21 protein-coding genes are annotated in these 24,422 nt (G+C 71.8%); 8 read left to right on the forward strand and 13 right to left on the reverse strand.

Annotated elements, in window-relative coordinates; translation table 11 throughout:
* Window positions 1–4 precede the first annotated feature (4 nt).
* The 4 genes from C6361_RS30935 to C6361_RS30950 all read left to right on the forward strand — a co-directional run bounded on the left by C6361_RS30935 (window position 5) and on the right by C6361_RS30950 (window position 3,262).
* Window positions 5–343, forward strand: a complete 339-nt coding sequence (locus C6361_RS30935) for a PadR family transcriptional regulator (protein WP_107260159.1) — start codon at window positions 5–7, stop codon at window positions 341–343.
* A complete protein-coding gene (locus tag C6361_RS30940) occupies window positions 340–1,203 on the forward strand; it encodes an ATP-binding cassette domain-containing protein (protein ID WP_107269898.1) in 864 nt (287 codons plus the stop codon). The genes C6361_RS30935 and C6361_RS30940 overlap by 4 nt, the downstream gene beginning before the upstream one ends.
* Window positions 1,200–1,883, forward strand: coding sequence for an ABC transporter permease (locus tag C6361_RS30945; protein WP_107269899.1), 684 nt, complete (start codon window positions 1,200–1,202; stop codon window positions 1,881–1,883). Before C6361_RS30940 ends, C6361_RS30945 begins: the two co-directional genes overlap by 4 nt.
* A 191-nt stretch (window positions 1,884–2,074) precedes the next feature.
* Window positions 2,075–3,262, forward strand: coding sequence for an MFS transporter (locus C6361_RS30950; RefSeq protein ID WP_107269900.1), 1,188 nt, complete (start codon window positions 2,075–2,077; stop codon window positions 3,260–3,262).
* Between the two features lie 145 nt (window positions 3,263–3,407).
* On the opposite strand, the gene C6361_RS37295 is transcribed toward C6361_RS30950, so the two are convergent.
* From C6361_RS37295 to C6361_RS31005, 11 genes are all read right to left on the reverse strand, one after another.
* Entirely contained in the window at window positions 3,408–4,385 is a 978-nt protein-coding gene (locus C6361_RS37295; RefSeq protein WP_159079577.1) for a hypothetical protein, read from the reverse strand.
* Between the two features lie 81 nt (window positions 4,386–4,466).
* On the reverse strand, window positions 4,467–6,509 hold the full coding sequence (locus C6361_RS30960) for a glycogen debranching N-terminal domain-containing protein (protein ID WP_199853593.1): 2,043 nt from the start codon (window positions 6,507–6,509) through the stop codon (window positions 4,467–4,469).
* The gene (locus C6361_RS30965) at window positions 6,503–6,910 is read right to left on the reverse strand and encodes an SCP2 sterol-binding domain-containing protein (RefSeq protein WP_159079578.1); all 408 of its coding nucleotides are present in this window, start codon (window positions 6,908–6,910) and stop codon (window positions 6,503–6,505) included. Before C6361_RS30965 ends, C6361_RS30960 begins: the two co-directional genes overlap by 7 nt.
* Window positions 6,911–6,974: 64 nt before the next feature.
* Window positions 6,975–9,038 carry a glycogen debranching N-terminal domain-containing protein gene (locus tag C6361_RS30970; protein ID WP_107260172.1) on the reverse strand — a complete coding sequence of 688 codons (2,064 nt, stop codon included), beginning with the start codon at window positions 9,036–9,038 and terminating at the stop codon, window positions 6,975–6,977.
* A complete protein-coding gene (locus C6361_RS30975; RefSeq protein ID WP_107260174.1) occupies window positions 9,038–9,409 on the reverse strand; it encodes an SCP2 sterol-binding domain-containing protein in 372 nt (123 codons plus the stop codon). The genes C6361_RS30970 and C6361_RS30975 overlap by 1 nt, the downstream gene beginning before the upstream one ends.
* A 156-nt stretch (window positions 9,410–9,565) precedes the next feature.
* Window positions 9,566–9,982: a CBS domain-containing protein gene (locus C6361_RS30980; RefSeq protein WP_107260176.1), complete on the reverse strand. Its 417-nt coding sequence runs from the start codon at window positions 9,980–9,982 to the stop codon at window positions 9,566–9,568.
* Window positions 9,983–10,342: 360 nt separating this feature from the next.
* A complete protein-coding gene (locus tag C6361_RS30985) occupies window positions 10,343–10,780 on the reverse strand; it encodes a PPOX class F420-dependent oxidoreductase (RefSeq protein WP_107271289.1) in 438 nt (145 codons plus the stop codon).
* A gap of 80 nt (window positions 10,781–10,860) precedes the next feature.
* Window positions 10,861–11,886 carry an aspartate-semialdehyde dehydrogenase gene (locus tag C6361_RS30990; RefSeq protein WP_107269902.1) on the reverse strand — a complete coding sequence of 342 codons (1,026 nt, stop codon included), beginning with the start codon at window positions 11,884–11,886 and terminating at the stop codon, window positions 10,861–10,863.
* Window positions 11,887–12,000: 114 nt separating this feature from the next.
* Window positions 12,001–13,362, reverse strand: a complete 1,362-nt coding sequence (locus tag C6361_RS30995) for a pitrilysin family protein (RefSeq protein WP_107260180.1) — start codon at window positions 13,360–13,362, stop codon at window positions 12,001–12,003.
* Window positions 13,359–14,657 carry a pitrilysin family protein gene (locus tag C6361_RS31000; protein ID WP_107260182.1) on the reverse strand — a complete coding sequence of 433 codons (1,299 nt, stop codon included), beginning with the start codon at window positions 14,655–14,657 and terminating at the stop codon, window positions 13,359–13,361. The genes C6361_RS30995 and C6361_RS31000 overlap by 4 nt, the downstream gene beginning before the upstream one ends.
* A 59-nt stretch (window positions 14,658–14,716) precedes the next feature.
* Window positions 14,717–15,706: an endonuclease/exonuclease/phosphatase family protein gene (locus tag C6361_RS31005; RefSeq protein ID WP_234359129.1), complete on the reverse strand. Its 990-nt coding sequence runs from the start codon at window positions 15,704–15,706 to the stop codon at window positions 14,717–14,719.
* Between the two features lie 235 nt (window positions 15,707–15,941).
* On the opposite strand from C6361_RS31005, the gene C6361_RS31010 reads away from it, so the two are divergent.
* Together C6361_RS31010 and C6361_RS31015 are read left to right on the forward strand one after the other, a co-directional pair.
* A complete protein-coding gene (locus C6361_RS31010) occupies window positions 15,942–19,655 on the forward strand; it encodes a M12 family metallo-peptidase (protein WP_234359130.1) in 3,714 nt (1,237 codons plus the stop codon).
* 394 nt (window positions 19,656–20,049) lie between these two features.
* Complete coding sequence (locus C6361_RS31015) at window positions 20,050–20,544, forward strand: hypothetical protein (RefSeq protein WP_107269904.1); 495 nt, start codon at window positions 20,050–20,052, stop codon at window positions 20,542–20,544.
* A 128-nt stretch (window positions 20,545–20,672) separates the two neighbouring features.
* Here C6361_RS31015 and C6361_RS31020 read toward each other — a convergent pair whose 3' ends face one another.
* Complete coding sequence (locus C6361_RS31020; protein WP_107269905.1) at window positions 20,673–21,254, reverse strand: GIY-YIG nuclease family protein; 582 nt, start codon at window positions 21,252–21,254, stop codon at window positions 20,673–20,675.
* A 107-nt stretch (window positions 21,255–21,361) separates the two neighbouring features.
* Between C6361_RS31020 and C6361_RS31025 the strand changes: the two genes are divergently transcribed.
* Window positions 21,362–22,390, forward strand: coding sequence for a hypothetical protein (locus C6361_RS31025; RefSeq protein WP_107269906.1), 1,029 nt, complete (start codon window positions 21,362–21,364; stop codon window positions 22,388–22,390).
* A gap of 291 nt (window positions 22,391–22,681) precedes the next feature.
* On the opposite strand, the gene C6361_RS31030 is transcribed toward C6361_RS31025, so the two are convergent.
* Window positions 22,682–23,422, reverse strand: a complete 741-nt coding sequence (locus tag C6361_RS31030; protein WP_369930758.1) for a phosphotransferase — start codon at window positions 23,420–23,422, stop codon at window positions 22,682–22,684.
* A 177-nt stretch (window positions 23,423–23,599) separates the two neighbouring features.
* Here C6361_RS31030 and C6361_RS31035 point away from each other — a divergent pair, with 177 nt between their 5' ends.
* Window positions 23,600–24,202: a hypothetical protein gene (locus tag C6361_RS31035; RefSeq protein WP_159079579.1), complete on the forward strand. Its 603-nt coding sequence runs from the start codon at window positions 23,600–23,602 to the stop codon at window positions 24,200–24,202.
* Window positions 24,203–24,422: the final 220 nt, after the last annotated feature.

The raw sequence follows: 24,422 nt of genomic DNA on the forward strand, positions 1-24,422 counted from the left end.
CGCCGTGGATCAGGAGCGCCGTGGCCAGTGGTTGCGCGGGGTGCTCGACCTCTGCGTCCTCGCCCTGCTGCACCGCCGGGAGTCCTACGGATACGAGTTGGCCCAGTCGCTCGACGCGAGCGGGATCGGCCCGATCCAGGGCGGCACCCTCTACCCGGTGCTGCTCCGGCTGCAACGGACCGGCCTGGTGAGCGCGCAGTGGCGGGAGGGCGCCGCCGGCCCGGCCCGCAAGTACTACCGGATCACCCCGGCCGGCGCCGAGACGTTACGCCGGACCGCCGTCGACTGGGACGCCTTCGCCAGCGGGGTGGGGGCGGTCCTGCGGGAGGTGCAGACACGTTGAACTCCGACGGATGGCTTCAGGCGCTCACCGGTGAGCTGCACCGGCAGGGCCTCGACGCGGATCTCGTCCGGCACGTGGTCGCCGAGTCCGCCACGCACCTGCGGGACAGCGGCGAGCCGCCGTTGCAGGTCTTCGGCCCGCCGGGGACGTACGCGGCGGCGGTGGCGGAGAGCCTCGGCACGTCCCGGCAGAGCGCCGGGATCGGGACGGCCCGGGTGGGCACGCCGACCCGGGCACCACACGGCGCCGGCCCGGTCCGGCTGGAGGTACGCGGCATCACCAAGCGCTACCGCCGACGCCCGGTGCTGACCGGCGTGGACCTGACCGTACGGGCCGGTGAGATCGCCGCCGTGGTCGGGGCGAACGGCGCCGGCAAGAGCACCTTCCTGCGGATCTGCGCCGGCCTGCTCAGCCCGGACTCGGGCCGGGTCCGGGTGCACGGCACCCTCGGCTACTGCCCGCAGTCCGGCGGTACCGCCGACTTCCTCTACCCGGAGGAGCACTTCGTGCTGGTCGGTGCGGGGCGCGGGCTGCAGAGGGCACAGGCGCGGGCGGCCGGACGGGCGCACGCCGCCGCGCTGGACTGGGATCCGGCCGGCCGGACCCAGGCCCGGCACCTCTCCGGCGGGACCAGGCAGAAGCTCAACCTGGTGATGGCCGCGCTCGGCGAACCGGACGTGCTGCTGCTCGACGAGCCCTACCAGGGTTTCGACCGGGGCACCTATCTCGACTTCTGGCAGCAGCTCTGGCGGTGGCGGGCGGACGGCCGGGCCATCGTCGTGGTGACCCACCTGCTCAACCAACTCGACCGGGTCGACACCGTGCTCGACCTGACCCCGGCCCGGGAGACGTCGGCATGACCAAAATCTGGACGGTGGCGGAGCTGGCCCTGCGCGAGGTGGTCCGGCGCCGGGGCGTACTGCTGATCCTGCTGGTCTTCCCGCTGGCCTTCTACGCCAGCCGCCGGGACGACCACGCCGGCCAGTCGATCCGGTTCGTCTGTCTCGGGCTGAGCTGGGCGCTGAGCACCGCCGCGCTCTTCGCCGGGAGCGCCGCCCGGGGCATCGAGTCCCGGCTGCGGCTCTCCGGCTACCGGGCACACCACCTGCACCTCGGCCGGCTGCTGGCACTCTGGACGGTCGGTGCCCTGCTGTCGGTGCCGTACTTCCTGCTGGTCCGCTTCGACCAGGACGACGTCCGGTACGGCGCCATCGCGCTGATCATGGCGTTGACGGTGGCCACCGCCGTCCCCTTCGGACTGGCGCTGAGCGCGATCCTGCCCCGGGAGCTGGAGGGCACCCTGGTGCTGCTGATCGTGGTCGGGCTCCAGATGGTGATGGATCCGGCCGACACCGCCGCCCGGGCGCTGCCGTTCTGGTTCAGCCGGGAGATCGGCACCTACGCGATCGACCACACCGACAGCGGCTATCTGGCCCGTGGCCTGTTGCACGGCGTGATCCTGACCGTGGCGCTGACCGCGCTGGTGGCGACCGCCTCCGGAATCCGGCTGCGCCAGCGCCGGCACCTCCGGTTCGAGTGAGCCCGCCGGAGCCGTAGAGTTGTCCGGGTGATCCCGCTGGAGGCGGCCGCTGCCGCGTACGCGACCTGGATCACCCCTGACCTGCCGCTCTACGGCAACGACCACGAGCGCGCCGACTTCGCTCCCTGACCGGCCGGTTCCGCCCCGTCCACCGGCCCGTCACCTCCACCCCTCCCAGGGAGCGATCCACCATGTCGTCGACCGTCGACACCTCCGCACTCGCCGTCCTGAAAACCCCACAGACCGCCCGGGTACTCGCGGCCAGCCTGCTCGGCCGGATCCCGCTCGGCGCGGCACCGCTGGCCCTGCTGGTCTTCGCCCGGGAGACGATGACGCTGACCCTGGCCGGGCTGCTGGTCGGGGCGTACACCGCCGGGATGGCGGTCGGGCAGCCGATGCTGGCCCGGCTCGCCGACCGCTGGCGGCAGCCGCCGGTGCTCTGGCTGGCGGTCACCGTCTCCACCGCCGGCTTCGCGCTGGTCGCGGCGTCGCTGGCCGGCCCGTTGACCGTCGGTGCCGCCGCGCTGGCCGGGCTCGGGGCGCCGCCGTTCGAGGCGTGCCTGCGGGTGCTGTGGCGGGACCTGCTGCCGGAGGAGCGGATCCACACCGCGTACACGTTGGACACCGCGACCCAGGAACTGATCTTCGTGGTCGGGCCGGTGCTCACCCTCGGCGCCGTCGCCGCGTTCGGCCCGGCCGGCGGGTTGGCCGCCGCCGCGCTCTGCCAGGCCGTCGGTACCGCCTGGTTCGCGACCGCCCCGGCGGTCCGCCGCTGGCGGGGTGTGCCGGCGGTACGACACTGGGCCGGCCCGCTCCGCTCCGGGCCGCTCCGGGTGGTCCTCGGTGCGCTGGTGCTGATCGGTGCCGGCGTCGGCAGTGTGGCGGTGGCGGCGACCGGCTACGCCGAGGCGTCCGGCGGGCGGTCCTGGGCCGGCTGGCTGCTCGCCGCCCAGGCGGTCGGGGCGCTGGCCGGTGGCCTGCTCTACGTCCGGTCCCGCACCGCCCGCCGGTACGGCACGCTGCCCCGCGCGGCGGCGGCGCTGGCGCTGGGTTACCTGCCGCTGCTGCTCATCCCCGGCCCGCCGGTGATGCTGGCGCTGATGGCGGTCAGCGGGCTGGCCCTGCCACCGCTGCTCACCATCACCTTCGTCGGGATCGACGCGGTGGCACCGGCCGGTACCGCCGCCGAGGCGTTCGCCTGGGCCGCCACCGCCTTCTCGGTGGGCAGTGCGCTCGGCGCGGCGGCGACCGGTCCGCTGCTGGACGGCACCGGCAGCACCGCCGCCGGATTCGCCATCGCCCCGGTGACCATCGGACTCGCCTGGCTGGTCCTGGCCCTCGCCGCCCGCCGACCGACGCCCACCCCGGCCGGGGTGTGAACCCGGGCAGCAGCCCGGAGCCACCGACGCCGAGGGCAGCGGTGCCGGGGGCAGCGGTGCCGGGGGCAGCGGTGCCGAGCCGCCGGGCAAGCGGTGCCGGCGGGGCGGCAGCGACCGGCCGGCGGCGACGGGTGAGGTGGCCGGCTCAGGCGTCGTCGGGTCGCGGGGCGGGCGGATCGACGAAGAGGGCCAGCCGGTCGACGCTGACCGCGCTGGTCAGCAGCCGCTCCTTGCGGTTGCCGAGCAACCGGCGGGTCCAGTCGACGAAACCGCCGTCGCCGAGTTCGACCCGCTCGCCGTCGAGTACCGCTCCGAGCTTGAAGCAGCAGCCGGTGTAGTAGCCCCGGCCGCCGGAGCGGTCGGGGTCGTCGCGTACCAGGATCTTCGGATGGTCGGCCAGGGCGGCCCGGGCCGCCTCGGCGATCGGCGCCGCCGCCGGGTCCAGCACGGTGAGCGCGACCTCGACCGTCTCCACCCCGGCCGCCTCCAGCGCCGCGCAGAGGATCCGCAACTGCTCGGCGCAGCTACGCCGCTCGAACGCCAGGCTCCCGGTGTCCCGACCGGCGGTGACCAGGGCGAGGAGGCTGAAGTGGGCGAACCGGCCGGGCCCGCCGAACCGCTGGGCCCGGATCACCCGTTGCAGGGTGGCCAGCCGCACCGGCGGAGCCGACCGGCCGTCCCGGGCGAGCAGTTCCCGCCGCCGGACCGCCGCCTCCAGCGCCAGCCCGCTGGTCGGGTCGGCCGCCACCTCGCTGCCCCGGACCGTGGCGAGCACGTTGTTCTGGTTCACCCCGCCGACCACGGAGTGGGTGCCCAGCGGCGTGACCGGGGCGAGGGTGAGCAGTTCGTAGCGGTCCGGGACGGCGGAGAGCAGCAGGTCCTCGGCCCGGCGCAGCCGGCGGAATCCGGCCTGCGCCGGCGCGACGAACCGGTCCTCGGAGTACCGGCGGAGTACGTCGGCCGGGGTCAGGAAGCCCGCCCGGGTCCGGAACGCGGCCAGCAGCAGCGTGACCAGATCCGAACCGGAGAGGCGTACCCCCAGGGTGTTCAGGATCTCGGCGCCACCGGCCTGGCGCAGCACCCGGGCCAGCGCGGCCCCCTCGACCATGTCAGGATCCGCCATCGCATATCGCTATCACGGCGGATCGCCGTCCACCACCCACATTCGGCGTCCCGGCCCGTCACCGGCCGCTGCCGTCGGTCCTCACTCGGGCTCCAGCTGCACCCGGCCCCGGCCGAACGCGTCGGTCCGGCCCCACCGCCCCGGGATGCCGATCAGCTCGATCCGGCCGAGCCGCTCCGGGATCGCCGGGTCGATCGTCAGGTGGTCCTGGTGCGGCCGCAGGCCGAGCAGGGTACGGAGCAGCACCAGCGGGGTACCCGCCGACGAGCAGTGCGGGCTGCACGCCCGGGGGTACTGCACCGGGTACTTGGTGAGCTGGCGGTCGTACCCGGCGAACGCCTCCGGCATCCGGCCGCCGAAATACTCGGACGCCTCGATCATCGTCACCGCCAGCCGGGCCGCCTGCTCGACGAAGCCGTAGCGGCGCAACCCCATGGCGATGAGCGAGTTGTCACTCGGCCAGACCGCCCCGGTGTGGTAGCCGACCGGGTTGTACCAGGCCTGGTCGTAGGCGAGCGTCCGGACGCCCCAGCCGGAGAAGAGCGGCCGGCTGAGCAGGTGGTTGGCGACCAGACCGGCCCGGGACTCGTCGACGATGCCGCTCCAGAGCAGGTGGCCGATGTTCGAGGCGAGCGCGTCGACCTGGCCACCCTCGGCGTCGAGCGCGAGCGCGTAGTAGCCCCGTTCGGCGATCCAGAAGTCCCGGTTGAACCGGCTGCGCAGGTCGGCCGCCTCCCGCTCCAGCCGGTCCGCGTACGCCGGGTCGTTCCAGAAGGTACGCGCCAGCCGGGCACCCCGGATCTTGGCGTCGTAGGCGTACCCCTGTAGTTCGCAGGTGGCCCGGGGCTTGCCGGGCAGCCGGCCGTCGGCGTACATGACGGAGTTCCAGGAGTCCTTCCAGCCCTGGTTCTCCAGCCCGCCGGGACTGCGGCACTCGTACCAGACGTAGCCGTCGCCCATCAGGTCGCCGTACGTGTCGATCCAGGCCAGCGCCGACCGGGCCTCGTACTCCATCAGCCGCACCGTGTCGCCGTCCCCGGTCCACAGCTCGTACTCGTCGAGCAGGATCACGAAGAGCGGCGTGCAGTCGGCCGTTCCGTAGTAGGTGGTGTACGGGGTGTCCTCGAAGCCGCCCGGTTCGCCGTACCGGATCTCGTGCATGATCTTGCCCGGTTCCTCGTCCCGGAAGTCGTCGATCCGGCCACCCTGGAGCAGGGCGAGCAACCACAGCGCGCTGCGGGCGATGTGCGGCAGGAAGGGCAGCGTCTGGAAGCCGGCGAGCAGGCTGTGCCGGCCGAACAGCGTCATGTACCAGGGCAGCCCGGTCGCCGTCAGCTTCACCTGGCTGGTCAACCCGGTGTACTGCAACGCGGCGAGGTCGATCAGGCTGCGCCGGTAGGTGTCCGAGAGCGTCTCCGAGTCACAGGTGAGCTTCGGGGCCAGGGCCAGCCACTCCTGGAGTTCGCGCCGCTTCTCCGGCCGGACCTGCTGGTAGCCGCGGAGGTTCTCCCGGACGTCCCGGCCGCCCGCGCCCTGGATGACGCCGGTCGCCCGGATGGTGGTCGACCAGGTCCCGTGCGCGCCGAGTTCGACCCGGAAGGTGAGGCCGTCGGCGTCGATCTCGGCCGGCTCGCTGCTGGTGACGATCGTCTCGGAGACGTGCCGGTCCCGCTGGTGGCGAAGCCGCAGCCTGCCCTCCTCGACGAACTTCATCGCCCGCCCCGGCATGGACCGAAACTCCCGGGCGTCGAAGACGTCCGCGAAGTCGGAGTCGATCTCCATCCGCAGCGTCAGCACCACCGACTCGTCCCGGTGGTTGAGCACGGTCAACTGTTCCTCGAACGCCCCGCCGAGCGACCGGTGCCGGATCACCGAGGTCTTCGCGTCCACATAGTGGGTCGGCTGGCCGGGCACCAGGAAGAACCGCGACTCGAAGTACTGGAGGTCGTCGATGGAGAGGGCGTGCAGCCGCTCGCCGTCGATCGTGAGTACCCACTTGGAGAGGAAGCGGGTGTCCCAGGCGAAGAGCCCCGACGGATAGTCCGGCGACGGGTCGACGTCGCCGGTGGAGTCGCTGAGCATGAACGTGTTGCCGTCCAGGATGCTGACCAGGTCCTTCACGATCGACGCTCCCGTTCCCGAGCGCCGGTCCGGCCGGCGAACCGCTCCCGGATCCGCTCTCGGGGGTCCCGGGTGCCGGGCGGCGAGGGGAAGACCCGCCGGAACATCAGCAGCAGCGGCAGGCTCCCCCGTACCGTCACGTCGTTCCGGTTGTAGGCGGCGATCACCTGCGCCTCGCCGGTCGCACACCGGTCGAAGAGCGCCTTCTCGGCCTCGACCACACAGTCCGCGTCACGCTTCTCGTGCGACACCAGCACGTTGCCCCGGTTGATCGCGACGAACCAGTGGTCGACGTGGCCGTCCCGGTCGAGGTCGAACCGGAGCGTTCCCCGGGCGTGCGCCGGCAGCATCTCCGGCCCGTGCTCCTCGACCCGGCAGAAGAATTCGGCGGTCGGATCCGCCATCGGCTGGTGCCTCCCATTCCCGACTCGTCCGGCATCCCGCACAGCGGCGCGTGCCATCTCCCGATCACTCCATCAGCCGGGGCGGCATCCGGCTGTGCTCCGCCCGGCCCCGACCGAAGGCGTCGATCAGGCCCCACCGGCCGGGGATGTCCAGCAGCTCCATCCGGCCCATCCCCTCCGGCAGGGCCGGGTCCACCACCAGGTGCTCACCGTGCGGGTCGAGGCCCAGCAGGGTCCGGATCAGCAGCATCGGCGTACCGGTCGACCACGCCTGCGGGCTGCACGCCGTCGGGTACTGCACCGGATACTTCGTCAGCGCCCGGTCGTAGCCGGCGAACGCCTCCGGGAGCCGGCCGTCGAAGTACCGCCCGGCCTCGATCATCGCCTCGGCGATCTGGCCCGCCTCGTGCCGGAAGCCGTACCGGCGCAGGCCCCAGGCGATCAGCGAGTTGTCGAACGGCCAGACCGTGCCGACGTGATAGCCGATCGGGTTGTACCGCCCCTCCCCCTCGGCCAGCGTCCGCACCCCCCAGCCGGAGAAGAGCCTCGGCCCGAGCAGATGCTCGGCCACCTTCGCGGCCCGGTCCTCGTCGACGATTCCGCTCCACAGCAGGTGTCCCATGTTCGACGAGAGCGCGTCCACCTGGCCGCCCTCGATGTCCAGGGCCAGCGCGTAGTACTCGCCGTCGTCGACCCAGAAGTCCCGGTTGAACCGCTGCTTCAGCTCCGCCGCCTCCCGCTCCAACTGGTCGGCGTAGACCGGATCCTTCCAGCAGAGCCGGGCGAGCCGGGCGCCCCGCATCTTGGCGTCGTACGCGTAGCCCTGTAGTTCGCAGGTGGCCCGGGGGAAGGCCGGCAGCCGCCCGTCGGAGTACGAGATGCCGTCCCAGGAGTCCTTCCAGCACTGGTTCTCCAGGCCGTTGCGCAGGTTGCGTCGTTCGAACCAGACGTAACCGTTGCCCATCAGGTCCCCGTACCGGTCGATCCAGGTCAGCGCGGCCCGGGCCTCGGCCTCCAGCGTCCCGACCAGCTCGGTGTCCCCGCTCCACCGCTCGTACTCGTCGAGCAGGATCACGAAGAGCGGGGTCGAGTCGGCCGAGCCGTAGTACGGCGAGTGCGGCTGCTCCTCGAAGGCCGTCGACTCGCCGTACCGGACCTCGTGCAGGATCTTTCCCGGCTCGCGTTCCCGGAAGTCGTCCAGGGTCACCCCCTGGGACATCGCCAGGTAGCGCAGCGTCGGCCCGGCGAGTTCCGGGGTGAACGGCAGCGACTGGAGGCAGGTGATCAGGCTGTCCCGGCCGAACATCGTCATGAACCAGGGCAGGCCGGCGGCCGGCAACGGCGGCCCGGAGGTCAGCGGCCTGTACCGCAGCGCGGCCAGGTCGGTCAGGCTGCGCTGGTACGTCTCGGTCAGCGCCTCGCTGTCGCTGGTGAGCTTCGGCGCCCGCTCCAGCCAGGCGTCCAGGTCCCGCCGCATCTCCTGCGGGGAGCGGCTGTGGTGCTGCTGGATGCTGAGCCGGATGTCCCGGCCGCCGGCCCCCTCCACCAGGGTCTCCACCCGCAGCCGGGTCTGCCACTGCCGGTGCGCCCCGATCCGCAGCGTGAAGCTGATCCCACCCTCGTCGAACTCGGCGGGTGCGCTCGAGGTGATGATCGTCTCGCGCCGGTAGGTGTCCCGCTGGTAGCGCAGCCGCAGTCGGTCCTTCTCCACCAGCACGGTGGTGTTGCCGACCTTCTCCTGCACGTCCTTGATCTCGAACAGGTCGGCGAAGTCGCTCTCGGCGTTCAACCGGACGGTCAGCTCGACCGGCCGGTCCTGGTGGTTGAGGACGGTCAGATCCTCGACGAAGCTGCCGCCGATCGTCCGGTGCCGGATGATCGACAGCTTGGCGTCCACGTAGTGCGTCGGCTCGCCGGGCACCAGGAAGAACTGCGACTCGAAGTACTGGAGGTCGTCGACGGAGAGCGCGTTGAGCCGGTTTCCGTCGACGGTCAGCTCCCACTTGGACAGGAACCGGGTGTCGAACGAGAAGAGCCCGGTGGGAAAGGTCGGCGACGGGTCGATGTCGCCCCGGTTGTCGCTCACCACGAAGGTGTTTCCGTCGAGAATGCTGACCAGTGGTTTCATCACCGCTGCCCTCGCTGCCGTACCCAGTCCCGGGGCTCGTGCGCCCCCGGCGGCCCGGGAACGAGGTGGTTCAGGTAGCTGTACAGGCCGAGCTTCCCCTCCACCGTGACCCGGTTGCAGAGCAGCGCCGCGAACGGGTTCGACTCGCCGGCGGCGATCCGGTTGAAGAACTCGCGGTCGGTCCGCACCGTGCAGTCCGCCGAACGGTCCGTCTGGGTGGCGCTCACACTGCCGGCGCTGAGCACCAGCAGCCAGGTGTCGAGGTGCTCACCGGACTCGAGTTCGAAGCGGACGGTGCCGCGGATCCGGCTCAGCAACGGGTCCGGGGGCCGGTGGTTGAGCCCTTCGAAGAACTCCGTGGTCGGATCCATCGCCCTGCCCTCCCTCGCCTGCGACCGGGCACAGGTGCTGGCCCACGTCGAACCGCTGCCTCCGGGTCCCGGACGGGGACCTCCCGCTGCCGGAGCGGGGCGCACAGCCCGACGAGCCCGGGGACGCCGTTGTCGCCCGGACCCGTCGGGCCGGTCTCAGTTGTTCGGTTCATCGGCGCTGATGTCGGCGAGCACGGACTGCGGCTCCCGCTCGACCGCCAGGTCGCCGAGGGAGACCAGTCCGATCAACCGGCCGTCCTCGACCACCGGCAACCGCCGTACGCCGTACGTCCGCATCAGGTCGGCGGCGGCGACCGCGTCGTCGTACTGCGTCACGGTCACCACGTCCTGGGTGAGGATCTGGTTCAGCGTGGCGCTCGACGGGTTCAGCTCTTCGGCCACCCCGCGTACCGTGATGTCGCGGTCGGTGACGATACCTACCACGTCGTCCCCGTTGGTCACGATCACGTCGCCGATGGCGCTGTCCCGCATCTCCTGGGCGGCAGCGGTGAGCGTGTCGCCGCCGTCCATGGTCACCAAGCGGGTCGTCATGAACTCTCCGACGGTCGTCATCCTGCTCCCCTCTCAAGGTCGGCCGACGCGGTCTACCCGGGCAGACCTCGACGTAACGCCGCACGGCCGGGCCGGACGCTCCGCCCGGGGGCCACCCGCCCAGCACCGCAGGGCGGCCGCCGCCCGGGCCGGTCGGTACGGAAGGTCAGCATCGGTACGTTGTCCGCGGAGCCGTTCTTGTCCCGTCGGCGGAGATTCGCCCGGGAAGTACCCGGGTGTGCGGTTCTCGCCGGAGCCGGCGACGGGGCGGCGGCCGATCCGGCGGCATGCCCGAGGCGGGGAGCGGACCGAGCAATGTGGACGGTGCGGGTCCGGGAGAGGGTACGCCCGGTGGCCGGGCGGGTAGACCGTGCGGGCTAGCTAGCCGCGCGGCGGTGCGCCGTACACCCGGTCGACCGGGAGCCGCAGCACGAGTCGCCGGTCCGCGACCATCGCCCGGCGGTAGTCGTCCCAGTCCGGGTGCTCACCCTGGACCGCCCGGTAGACGTCGATCAGCTCCTCGACCGTCGGGTCGGTCCGCTCGGCCGCCACCGGGGTCAGCTCGGCGACGCCCTCGGCGACCGCGTACGCCCAGCCGTCGGCGGTGCTGACCTGGAAGCTCGCCCGGGGGTCGCGCCGCAGGTTGGCGGTCTTGGCCCGGTCGGCGGTGATGGAGACCCGGATCAGCCGACGCTCCGGGTCGTAGCAGTAGTTGACGTTGGACAGTTGCGGCCGACCGTCCCGCTTGATCGTCGCCAGCACGCCGAGCGACCCGTCCCGGATGATGCCGAGCAGCGCCTGTTCCGTCCGGTCGTCCACCACGCCCACCTCCAGAGCAGAATCGACCCCACCCTACCCACCGCCGCAGCCCCGCCGCCGGTGAGCGGCGGGGTCGGGCGTCAGCGCGACTCGCCGGCCACCAACTCGGCGATCTGCACGGCGTTCAGCGCCGCGCCCTTGCGCAGGTTGTCGTTGGAGCAGAAGAACGACAACCCGTGCTCGACGGTCTCGTCGACCCGGAGCCGGCCGACGTACGTCGGGTCCTGCCCGGCCGCCAGCAGCGGAGTGGGTACGTCCGCCAGCGCCACCCCGGGGGCCCCGGCCAGCAGCTCGCGGGCCCGCTCCGGGCGGAGCGGCCGGGCGAACCTGGCGTTGACCTGCAACGAGTGCCCGGTGAAGACCGGCACCCGGACGCAGGTGCCGGAGACCTTCAGCTCGGGAATCTCAAGGATCTTGCGGCTCTCGTTGCGGAGCTTCTGCTCCTCGTCGGTCTCCGCCGACCCGTCGTCGACGATCGCGCCGGCCAGCGGCAGCACGTTGAAGGCGATCGGCTGGGCGTACTGCCGGGGGGCCGGGAACTCGACGGCCCGGCCGTCGAAGGCGAGCGCGGCGGCACCGTCGGCGACCTTGCGGACCTGCTCGTCCAGCTCGGCGACCCCGGCCAGTCCGGAACCGGAGACCGCCTGGTAGGTCGCCACGACCAGGCTGAGCAGCCCGGCCTCGGCGTGCAGCGGACGCAGCACCGGCATCGCCGCCATCGTGGTGCAGTTCGGGTTGGCGATGATGCCCCGGGGGCGTACGGCGGCGGCGTGCGGGTTCACCTCGGCGACCACCAGCGGCACCTCGGGATCCATCCGCCACGCCGAGGAGTTGTCGATCACCACCGCACCGGCCTCGGCGACCCGGGGGGCGAGTGCCTTGCTCGTACCCTTTCCGGCCGAGAAGAGCGCGATGTCCAGCCCGGCGTAGTCGGCGGTCTCCGCGTCCTCGACGGTGACTTCACCGTCCCGCCAGGCCAGGGTGCGCCCCGCCGACCGGGCCGAGGCGAAGAGCCGCAGCTCGTCCACCGGAAACTGGCGTTCGGCGAGTATCCGCCGCATCACGCCACCGACCTGCCCGGTGGCCCCCACAATCCCGATCCTCATACCGCGAGGCTACCCAGCCGCTCCGGCGGCCCGGCAAGCCGATTACCGCACCGCCCAGCATCCGGTCAGCCCCGGCCGCCGGGCCGCCCGAACCGGGCCGCCCGGCGCAGCGCGTCAGCCGGCGGCGTCGACCAGCTCGCCGAGCCCGCTGGCGACCAGCTCGTCCCGGATCACCGCCGCGTCACCCTCGATCACCAGGGTCAGCCCCTGCGGATGCAGGTGCGTCGCGGCCGCCGCCGACACCGCCGGCTCGGCGGTGGAGAGCAACTGCTCGCGCAGCGTCGCGTGGTAGTCGTCCGGCAGGTCGTGCACGACCAGCGTGGCGAGCGCGCTGGCGATGGCCCGGGGCGTCTGCAACTCCACCGAGAGCTGCCCGGCCCGCCAGGCGCGGGCGACCGCCAGCTCCGGCTCGGTCACCCCGGCGTCCCGGGTACGGGTGATCTCGCCCACCGCGTCGACCAGGGCCGGCGCGGTGACGGCGGTCTGCACCCCGGAGCTGACCACGAACCGGCCGAACCGCCGGGAGTGGCCGAACTCGGCCCTGATCCCGTACGTGTAGCCGCGTACCTCCCGGATCAGGTGGTTCAGCCGGGAGGTGAAGGCCCCGCCGAGCACCGTGGCGGCCAGCGCCATCGGCACGTGGTCCGGGTGGGCCCGGTGCGGTGCCGGGTGCCCGAGCCGCAGCGTGGACTGGACCGAGCCGGGCCGGTCGACCAGGATGATCCGCCGCTCGTCCCGGACCGGCACCTCCAGCGGCGGACCGGCCGGCTGCACCGCACCGTCCGCACCGGCGAACGCGGTGGTGCCGAGCACGTCCAGGTCGATCCGGTCGAGGTCGCCGACGACCAGCAGGGTGCCGAACCGGGTCAGCCAGGCGGCGTGGAACGCGGTGACGTCGTCGACGGTGACCGCGGCCACCGAATCGGGATCGCCGTCCATCGGGCGACCGTGCCGCTGGTCCGCACCGAACAGGTCGGCGCGGAGCACGGCGTCGGCCCGTGGCCCCGGGTTGGCCCAGTACATCCGCAGCGCGGTGACCTCGTCGTCGCGTACCCGGGTGATGTCCGCCGGGTCGAGCCGCGGGGTCCGGACGGCCTCGGCCAGCAGCTCCACCGCCGCCGGCAGCCGATCCACCGGCACCAGCACGCTGACCTGAAACGCGTCCCAGTCGGTGGCGATGGTCAGCTCGGTGCCGAGCCCCTCCAGCGCCAGCGCGTACGCCGTGGAGTCGCGCCGGGTCGTCCCCTCCTCCAGCGCCTTCGCGAGTACCCCGGAGAGGCCCTCCCGGCCGAGCGGCTCCCGCCCGGCGCCCCCGTCGAGCAGCAGCACCGCGACGGCGAGATGGTGCCCCGGCAGGTGGGCCGCGACCACCTTGCCCCCGGCCACCGTCCGGCGGACCACCGTCGGGAAGGTGTACGGCCGGGCGGCCCCGGTCGGCGGCCGTTCCGTGATCAGGATGGGACCCGGCTCGCTCATGACGCCTCTTCCTCGGTCTCCGGCAGGTAGGTCAGGGTCGCCCGGTCCTCGGGCCGGAGCAGCTCGGCGGCGAGCGCGGCCACCTGCTCCGCGGTGACCGAAAGCCAGCCCGGCAGCCGGTCGGCGGCCCGGGCCGGGTCGCCGAGCTGGGTGGCGTGCCGGCCGAGGATGTCGGCCCGGCCGTCGACGCTGGCGAGCTGCCGCCACCAGCCGGTGGTGAGCAGCGCCTTGGCCCGGTCGAGTTCGGCTCCGGTCACCCCGTCGGCGAGCCCGTCCAGCACCTCGACGAGGCCCGCCTCCAACTCCTGCGCGGTCACTCCGTCCCGGGCGGTGGCGGTGACGATCATCGGAGCCGGCGCGTACGCCAGGTCGACGCCGAACGCGCCGATGCTGTCCGGCTGGGCGAGCCGCGCGCCGTCGGCGAGCCGCTGGTAGAGCCGGCTGCCCCGGCCGCTGCCGAGCAGCGTCGCCAGCACGGTCACGGTGTCGTAGCCGGGGCCGCCGAACGGGTGGGTCCGGTGCGCCAGGTAGACCCTCGGGGCGGGCACGTCAGCGGTGACGGTCTCCCGGACCGGCGCCCCGATGCTCGGCACGACCCGGCCGTCCGGGGCCGGCGGGATGTCCGGCTGCGGCACCAGCCTGCCGAAGTAGCGCTCGGCCAGCGCGAAGACCTCGTCGGCCGAGGCGTCACCGGCCACCGTGAGCACCGCGTTGTTCGGCGCGTAGTAGGTGGTGTGGAACGCCTGGAAGGTGGCCAGGTCGGCGGCGTTCAGGTCGGCCATCGAGCCGATCGTGGCGTGGTGGTAGGGGTGCCCGGGCGGATAGAGCAGCGGCAGCAGGCGCAGCCAGGCGTCGCCGTACGGGACGTTCTCGTAGCGCTGCCGCCGCTCGTTCTTCACCACCTCGCGCTGGTTGTCCAGGGTCTCCTGGGTCAGCGCCGGCACCAGGCCGCCCATCCGGTCCGCCTCCAGCCAGAGCGCGAGCGCCAGGTGCTCCGAGGGCAGCGTCTCGAAGTAGTTGGTCCGGTCCGGGTTGGTGGTCGCGTTCAGCGAGCCGCCGGAGCCCTGCACCAACTGCATGTGCTCGGTCTTGGCGACGTTGACCGAACCCTCGAACATCAGGTGTTCGAACAGGTGGGCGAAGCCGGTCTGGCCGTCGGGCTCGTGTCGTGAGCCGACGTCGTACCAGAGGTTGACCGCGACGACGGGGGCGCTGCGATCCTCGCTGACCACCACGCGCAGGCCGTTGTCCAGCCGGGTGGTCTCGATCGGCCAGGGATAACCGGTCTCGGGCATGGCCACGACGCTATCCGATCGGAGGGTTGCGGCGTGGACAGCCCCGCCGGGCGGGTGGGTCAGGTGGCCGGCAGGTCGACCGTCATCCAGATCGGCAGATGGTCCGAGGACTCGACCGGGGAGCCGGGCCGGCCACAGGTGTGCGGCAGTCCGGCGTTGGTGAAGAGATAATCGATCTTGATGGTGTTGGCGTTGTCGTGCGGGGTGCTCGTGTAGTAGGTGCCCGGCCCGGTACGCGGCGAACCGGTGCCGGCCTGGGCGCACTCCACGAAGGAGTCGTAGAGCGGCAACACCCCGCCGCCCGGATAGCTGACATTCGCCGGCGGTTGCAGGTTGAGGTCACCGCCGAAGATCACCCGGAACCGGGACGGCCAGACGTACGCCTGGTAGGCCGCGACCTGCTGGGTGCGGAACGCGTACGAGGCGTCGTCGCCGTTGTAGGAGAAGTGGGCGTTGCAGAGCTTCACCCACCACGACTCGACGGTGGCACAGATCGCCACCCGCCACTCCGCACCGTCGGCCGACGGCAGGTAGCGCGCCTCCCACCAGGTGTTCTCGTCCGGTACCGCGAGCATGATCCCGTAGTCGCCCCGGCCGCGTACGCACTGCTTGTCCGGGGAGGTCGCCGGGTCGGCGCTCTGCTTCAGCTTGATCGGCGCGAACCGGACGTCCCAGCCGTAGCCGTAGTGCTCCTCCAGTTGGTATTCGAGCGGCTTGGCGAAGGAGCTGCACACCTCCTGGACGATCGCCGCGTCCATCGGGGTGCCGTGGTTGCGCATGTGCCAGCGGATGGTCCCGATCAGCCCGTTCGGGTCCTCGTAGTATTTGCACGCCGAGTTGTTGCCGCAGGCGTTCCAAGTCATGATCTTGACTGTCCGGGCCGGTACCGCCGCGACCCCGACACCCGCCTCGGCCGGCCGGGCCGCCGCGACTCCGGACGCCTCCCGCCCGAGACCGCCGGCCCCCAGCGCGGCACCGGGCACACCGAACGTGGCCAGTACGCCCAGCACCGCCGAGGTGACCGCCAACCAGCGCCGTGTCGATCTCATCCGCTTCCCCCGTCGCAAGGCATCCAGAAGCACAGATATACACCACCGTGGCCGGGCCTGCGGGGGCGCCGGCCACGATGGTCGATCCCGGTTCCGGCCGCGTGGAGACTGTTGCCCGGCCGGTCCGGGCGCCTATCGTGCGGATCACCCCTGCACATTGGTCGATGGACCTGGCCGGGTGGCAGGAACGCCCGCGCGACCGACCGGCGCTCGGAGTAGTCCCAAGGAGACAGAGTTGACGACCCCCTCGACACCCGCCGCCACCAGCGGTCGGACGGCACCGCGCCGACGCCTGGCCACCCTCGCGGTGGCCGCCCTCGCCGCCGGCGTACTCCCGGTGCTGGTCACCTCCACCCCGGCCAGCTCGGCGCCGGGCCAGCCGGCCAACCCGTGGACCCGGCTCGCCGACGGCTCCAGCGCCGCCCGGTCCGCCGGGCCCACCGACATCCAGGCCGAGCGGTTCACCGGGTACGCCCTGGACCGGGCGAGCCTCGCCGCCACTCTGGAGCGGGCACCCGAGGAGCGCGCCGGCACCTCCCCGGCCCGGTCCCTGGTCGTGGCACTGCCCGCACCGGACGGTACGTTCCAGCGGTTCGCGCTGGTCGACTCGCCGGTGATGGCGCCCGGCCTGGCCGCCCGGCACCCGGAGATCCGGACGTACGCCGGCCGGGGGGTCGACGATCCGACCGCGACCGTCCGGGCCGACCTCACCCCGCTGGGCTTCCACGCCTCCGTCCGGTCCGAGCGCGGCGCCTGGTACGTCGACCCGTACAGCCGCGCCGACCAGGGCCGGTACGCCAGCTACTACGTGCAGGACGCCACGAACCCCGACGAGCCGTTCGTCGAGCGGGAGGACGTGGCGCAGACCGCCGAGGCGCTCGCCGACGAGGTCGGGGCGGCCCCGGGCGCGGCCGGCGGCGACGTGACACTGCGGACGTACCGGCTCGCCCTGGTCACCGACCCGTCCTACGCCAGCTACTTCGGGGCGGCCAACGTCACCGCCGCCAAGGTGACGCTGGTGAACCGGGTGACCCAGATCTACGAGGACGAGACGGCGATCCGGCTGGTGCTGGTCGACGAGACCGAGAAGACCAACCTGAACACCCCGGCCGAGGCGACCGGGGCGAACGGGCCGTGCGGTGCGGCGCCCTGCTACACCGAGGCGCAGCTCGCCTCCTGTGCCGGCGGCACGCTGAACCGCAACAACATCGTGCTCGGCCAGCTCGTCGGGGCGTCCGACTACGACGTCGGGCACATCGGGCTCGGCGTCAACGGCGGCGGGATCGCCGGGCTGGGCGTGGTCGGCGGGGCCAACAAGGCGCGCGGCTGCACCGGCCTGCCGACCCCGGTCGGGGACTTCTTCGCCGTCGACTACGTCGCGCACGAGATCGGCCACCAGTTCGCCGGCAACCACACCTTCAACGGCACCCAGTGGAACTGCTCCGGCGGCAACCGCAGCCCCGCGAACTCGTACGAGCCGGGCAGCGGTTCGTCGATCATGGCGTACGCCGGCATCTGCCAGCAGGACAACCTGCAACCGCACAGCGACCCGTACTGGTCGCAGCGCAGCTACACCGAGATCACCACGTACGTCGGCTCGGCCCGGCCGGCCGTCAACGAGGTCCAGAACGTCTCGCTGCGCGACTTCGACACCGACGGCGACTCGTTCACGCTGCGCTACGGCGATGCCGAGTCGGCGCCGATCGTCCGGGGCGCCAACTACAGCGCGGCCGGGATCAAGGCGGCGATCGAGGCGATCCCCGGCTGGCCGGCCGGCGCGCTCGTCGCCGTCGCGCCGTTCGGCGGCACCGGCGTGCTGGACGACACCGGATTCCAGGTCACCTTCGCCAGCGGCCCGGTGGCGGCGGTCAACGTCGGCACGCTCGCCGTCACCAACGCCAGCGGCGCGGACGGGTTCGTCGGCGAGACGGTCAAGGGCGGCCCGATCGACAACGGCGGCTGGCGGGTCGAGCAGACCGGCAACTCGGCACCGGTGGTCACCGCGCCGGCCGCGTACACCATTCCGGTCCGTACCCCGTTCGCGTTGACCGGCAGCGCCACCGACGCGGACGGCGACACCGTGACGTACCTCTGGGAGCAGAACGACCGCGGCGGCGTCAGCGGCGGCAGCACCGCCGGGACCGCGCTGGTCAGCAACACCAAGACCAACGGCCCGCTGTTCCGGCAGTTCGGCACGGCGGCGATCGTCAGCCCGACCGACACGCTGGAATACCACTCCCCCGGGCTGAACGCGGTCACCACCGACCCGACCCGGGTCTTCCCGGACCTGGCCCAGATCGCCGCCGACAACACCAACGCGAAGACCGGCACCTGCCCGGCAGCGCCGCCGCCACCGGTGAGCGGCGGGGCGAGCAACGTGCCGCCGGAAATCGTCGACTGCTACTCGGAGTTCCTGCCCACCGCCGACTGGGTCGGCTTCACCGGCGACCGGACCCTGCACTTCCGGCTCACCGCCCGGGACGGAAACCCGGGCGCGGGCGGGATCGGCAGCGCCGACACCGCGCTGACCCTGGCGCCGGCCGCCGGACCGTTCCTGGTCACCTCGCAGTCCGGCGCGCAGACCCTGACCGGCGGCGCCGCGCTGCCGGTGAGCTGGGACGTGGCCGGCACGGACGCCGCGCCGGTCGGGGTGAGCGAGGTGAAGATCTCGCTCTCCGTCGACGGCGGAAAGACCTTCGGGTACGTCCTCGCGGAGCGCACCGCCAACGACGGCGCCGAGACGGTGACCCTGCCGAACGTCGGCGCCAAGGCGGCCCGGATCAAGATCGAGGCGGTCGGCAACGTCTTCTTCGACCTCAACGACGCCGACCTCACGCTCCGGGCCACCCCGAAGGTGACCTTCGACGGTGGCGAGGTGGTGACGGTGCAGTACAGCGACCCGATCCTGCCCGAGGTGCGGGTCACCGCCACCGACCCGGACGGCGGTCCGGGACAGCTCACCGCGACCGCGACCGGGCTCCCCGCCGGCCTGGCGCTCGGCGCCAAGACGCCGGAGGAACCCGACGAGGCCGGCGCACCGGCGGTCTGGGGCGTCGTCGGCAACAACCGGGCCGCTCCCGGCGACTACCCGGTGACTGTGACCGTCACCGACCAGCACGGACAGACCGGAACGGTCTCGTTCACCGTCCGGGTGCTGCCGGAGGCGGCCGAGCTGGCCTACACCGGGGACACCCTGGTCTCCGGGTCCGGGCGGAGCGCGGAGGTGCTGCTCCAGGCCACCCTGCGGGAGATCCCGCCGGGTTCCGGCGCCGAACCGTGGCCGGGTGACGTCTCGACCGCGACGGTGACCTTCGCCGCCGGTGGCCGGACCCTCTGCACCGACGTACCGGCACCGCTCGGCACCGACGACTTCGGGGCGGTGGCGAGCTGCACGGCGAGCCTGCCGACCGGCAGCTCGGAGGTGACCGTCACGCTCGGCGGCAACTACGCCGGCAGCACGAAGGCGCGGGTCGAGGTGACCAGGGCGGGCACCTCCGTGGTGCTCGGCGGCGGCTCGGTGACCCCGACCAGGTCCGCCGGGGCGTACCCGGTGGAGCCGAAGTCCCGGGTCGACCTCAGCGTGCTGGTCGCGCAGACCCGGCTCGGCGGTACCGGTACGACGACTCTCTCCTTCCGGTCGGAGGGTCGCAGGTACGAGATCCGGGGCGTCGGGCTCGACTCGTTCGGCGTACGGTCCGGTGCCGGTGTCGACCGCCTGGACCTGCGCACCCGGGCCGGTCTCTACGACGTCACCGACCCCCGCCGACCGGTCACGGTGGCCACCGGGCTGAGCCTGCGGATCACCGGTACCGACCGTGGCCCGCTCGGCGGTAGGGACAGTGTGGCGGTCACCCTGACCGAGGGCGACCGGCTGCTCCTCGCCACCGACTGGACCGGCCTGACCAGCAAGGAGATCAACCTGACCAGCGGTACGCTGCTGGTCCTGTGAGTTGTGGGAAGGGCCTCTCCCCGTCGGATACGTACGGGAAGAGGCTCTTCTCCTTTTCCGTCCTCACGCCCTCCGGGAGTGATGGCCCTCGACCGGTGGCTCGACTGCTCTGGCAACCGCACGTACCAGCCGGACGACCCCGGCGACCCGCAACTCAGCTCGGCACCGGATGGGCCAGGACGCGAGTACCGATAGCCCTTCGATCCTGCCTTGGCGTCAGCCGACAGTTGACCGACCGTAGGGAGCCACGGCAACACCCAACGCTTTAGTGCTCGGCATGCTCAGCCACTGGTGCACCGTTCAGCGAGCGTGATACGGCCCGCCGGCCAGCGGCATGGGCGGATGCTCACTGTCGAGCCGGTGAGCAGCCCAGCCACCCTGGTACGAATGTCAGGTGGCCTACTTCGAGGACCTGAGCGCCTACCGCTATAGCGACGTCGACATCATCGAGATGGACTGGGGATGGCTTGAGTTCCGGCCCGGATACGAGCGGATCAACGTCGGTTGGCTCGATGCCTCGCACAAGTTCGACGAGGGACCCACCCCGAACTGGTTCGTGAACACGCTGCTCGACATCATCGAGGCACCGCGTATCAACACGATGCGCGGATTTCATCGGTGCCCCTTCTGTCCGGATCGTTCAGAGGGTTCGATGCTCTCCGTGGACCATCCGAACGGCGGGCTCCTGCTGGGACACACCGAGATCAGGGTACCGTCAGGGCCGGGCGTGATGTTCGCTGCACCGTCGCTCATCTGGCACTACGTCACCGCCCATTCGTACCGGCCGCCGACTGAATTCATCGAGGCCGTGCAGCAGTACGACCCGGGTTGGATTTCGGAAGCGAGCCCGTGGATACCCGACGATGCCACCCGCATCACGTTCGACTGATCCAAAGCGCCGACCGGCGTCGCGCCCATCGCGCCAGAAGCGCAATCAGCCGCCCCGACCACTCTCACCTCGGCTCGTGCGTGCACGGGGCCGGGCCATATCGGTACCTGCTCGCGCAGGGCAATCGGTCACGGCGCAGGCTCGGCCGGGCGGCTGCTGGTGTTGTAGGCGTTCTTCGCGGCGACCACGGCCGCCTGGACGTGTTCGGGGTCGACGCCGTGCACGTTGAGTGGCGGGTGCAGGCGCCGGACGAGTTCGGCCTCGATGGCCGCCGGCTCCGCGTCCTCGGCCCAGGTGAGGCGCAGGTGCGCGTACATCCACGCGGTCAACCGTGCCTCGTCCTCGGGGACCAGGACAACGCGGTTGGTCCAGGTCGTCCGGTAGCCCTCGGACGCGAGGAGCCCGGCCAGTGTGCGGCGCAGCGTCGAACTGCCCGAGCGCCGGAGATGAGTGCGCAGGATCCGGCCCCGCAGACTGGTCGCCCGACCGAGGTAGAGCAGCCGTAGCGACGGGACGTGCCCGTTCGGCGGTCCGGGGAGTTCGGGAAAGGTCGAAGGAGCGGCCCACCAGGCGTAGACACCGCTGCCGCGGCTGAGTCCCTTGACGGCGACGTCGAGTCCGACCGGCGTGCCGGACAGCAGGCGCAGAGCCTCTGCGGTACGGGCCTCGTTGGTGCGGACGTCGTCGGGTCGCATCTCGGGAGTGTTCATCGGGACGATGCTAAGCGTCCCGTCCGGTCCGGTCCTGTCGGTGCCGCTGGGACTGCCCCCGTTTCCTGCCGGGGCTGAGTGCTCGCGGGTACGTAGACTGCCGCGCCATGGGAGAGATCGTCGTGCTGGGCGAAATCAGCTGTCCGTCCGGGGAGGTTGTGATCCTTGACGGCGGCATCCTCGGCATGTGGTCCGGACAGCGCTCGCCGAACGAACTGGACCCGCGCGGTCTTGGTATCGACGATCCGCAGGTTTGCGCAGACGTGTCGGGAGCTGTCGACTATGCCGTTGTCGGACCCGATGCCGAAGGTGCCGCGGCGTCGTTCCCACGACGCCCGACGCGATACCACTACGACATTCCCGCCTCACGAACCGCCGACTGGACGGAGCTGTTCGCGCAGCACTGCCGCGAGCACCGGTGGGACGCCACCCTGCAACCCGCCGCAGCCCAGGTACCGCATCGTGAGCGGGCCCGCCGGTGCGCGGTCGAACGCCTTGCCGGGTTCCTGGTCTTCGGCCTGCCCGCGGTGGCGGTCGACGGGCTGCCCACCCGCGCCCCGGTCAGGCTCGAGGCCCAACGCTCCGACGGGCCGTGGCACGGCTGGTCGCAGATGATCCTCCGGGTGAGTGACGCACCGGTCGCCACGACGACCGGCGTGGGGTTGGTCGGCGTGGACGCCGCCCGACTGGCATTCGCCGACCCTGACGCGCTCGCCCAGTGGCGTCACGATGAACCACTGGACGGCCTGGCCGACGTCGCGTTCTGGGGAGTTGCCGCCGCCGAGGCGGCGGTGGAGTTCAGCGCCGACCCCCTGACCGCCGCCGGAGACGAGGGCAGCTACGGCTGGACAGACTTACCCATCCGATCCGCGCTGCGCCGCGCGACGACCATCGAGGCATGGATGAACGCCGAGCCCAGCCGGCGAATGGTGGTCGACTTCCGTCCACACTCCCACCACTGGCAGGTGATGCGGCAGGTCCGAGCCAGCGACAACGAGACCGGCCCCATCACCATCGGCGACGCCCAGATCCTGTTCGCCATGACCAGCTGGGGTGATGGGTTGTTCCCCGTACACGCGGACCGCGATGCCGCAGGGAATCTCGTCTCGCTCCGTATCACCCTGGCTGAACACTGAACAACTGAACACCGAACACCGAATTCGCGGCCGCTACGGCTCCGGATGGGGTGGTGCGCACGGATGGCCGCAGATGCCAGACGTCCATCGCGGGTGGGGTGCCGGGATGCGTCGCGCTCTCCGGAGCCGGAGCAGCGCGGCCTACGCGCGCAGGTTCACCGAACTCTGCGGTACCCGGGCATCGGATGCGCCCCGGCCCAGGGTCGTGACGTCGCCGCTCTATCGGGCGTCGACAACCGTCCAGCCGCAACGTTGCAGCTCGGCCAACACTGTCCCTTCCTCGTACGCGCTTCAGACCGCCCGAACTTCGGCAAGCCGCTTGACCGCGTACTCGTCGTCCCAGCAGACGGCGGCTTCCCATGCGGCCGACGCTTGTGCGGCAACGTCGTACGCGTCGTCGTCGAGGCCGGCAGCATTGTCGGGCAACACGAGGTCGAGGTCGGGGACGTCGACGTGTGACTCGTCCCAATCGACCAGCGCGACCTGATCTGCGGTCATGCGGACATTGCCAGGGTTGGGGTCGCCGTGGACGACGCATGTCTGACGCCCGGCGAGCCGGGCCCACGCGGCTCGGCATCGGACAACGCCCTCAGCGGGCATCACGCCGAGATCGATCTTCGTCCCGGTCTCGGCGTGCAAGAGGTCGGTCGACGATCGCCAGCCTGGGCGCTGCGGCCAGCCCTGCGTCAGCCGATGCAGCTCCCGCAGGGTACCGGCCACGCGACGCCAGTCGGCCTGCGTCTCGGGCGGTCCGCCCTCCAGGTAGGTCATCACCATCAGACCGTCGGCGAACAGCCGACCGTCCGTAGTCGGGATCGGCACCGGCACAGTCAGACCTGCGCGATCGAGGTACTGGAGGAGTTCGGTCTCCCACGCGAGGTCGGCGTCGCTCCTGGCACCGAGACGACCGACCGCGTGGCGCCCGTCGACGCGCACGATCCACACGTCGTTGGCGACTCCGCCAGCAAGCCGTTCGATGCGAGCGGCGTCTTCACCCCACTGCTCGAGTGCCTCCCACCCCACCTGCCACATTTTAGGGCGTTCCGAACATGACTGTTCTCGACATGATCGGACGCCGCAGCCGATGGGTCGGCCGAGACACCTGGATCGGGGTTGAAGGGTTGCCGGTCCAGGGTTGGACGCCCGCGCGTAGGTAGGAACGCTGATCCGTGTCCGATCAGGTTGCATCGTTCCGCTGCAATGGTCAGGGTGACCGCCGCTGCCACGTTGCGCCCCCGTCCGGCCGCTCTGGGCTCGCTGGCCGAGCCGATCATGCTCGTGTTCAGCGTTCCGGCTGCGATTGTGGGCGGCCTCACGGTCGGACTTCCGGCCGCCGTGGGAGTGCTGATGATCATGTGGCCGCCCGCCTTGGCCGGATGGATCTATGCCGCGCTGCGCCGACGCAACCTCCGGCTCGAGTTCGACGACGAGTGCCTGGTGCACGTGAACGTATGGCGGCAGCGCATCGTGATCCCGCGGACGGAGATCAGGGCGGCCCACGTCCTCTCGTTCGACGGTCCGGCCGGTGTGCCCGCCCAGGTCGTCATCGTCATGGGGCGGGACGGCGCGGTCGCACTGTCTCTATGGGAACCGCGATGGAATGTCGACCGTACGATCAAGTTCTTCGGAGGGCTGGTCCGGGTATTCGGGCAACCTCTGGGAGACAACCTCGACACCGTCCGCGCGGCGATCCCGGGCCTGCCCGTACCGTTCCGGGTGGCCCACCCGTTCCTCGCGGTGCTCGCGAAGTGGGCGGTCTTCACGGGCTACGTGGCACTGGCCCTGTGGCTCGTTGTCGCCGTGGCTACGTAACGCTGCACCGCATAGAGCCGTGGGACGGATCAGGTACCGCTCCGGCCAGCACCGGTCCTCGCCGATCGGGCATGCTTCCGTGCGACGGTAGCCACGGGAGCGGACCACGTCTACGAGATTCAGGCTGGCTGGCCTCGCCAAATCGATGTCGATGAGAGCGGCGGTCGGCGCCGGCTCGATGCTGGCGGCAGCGCGGGCTGGACCATCCCGGCGCGCGATG

The sequence above is a fragment of the Plantactinospora sp. BC1 genome (assembly GCF_003030345.1).
Classification (GTDB): domain Bacteria; phylum Actinomycetota; class Actinomycetes; order Mycobacteriales; family Micromonosporaceae; genus Plantactinospora.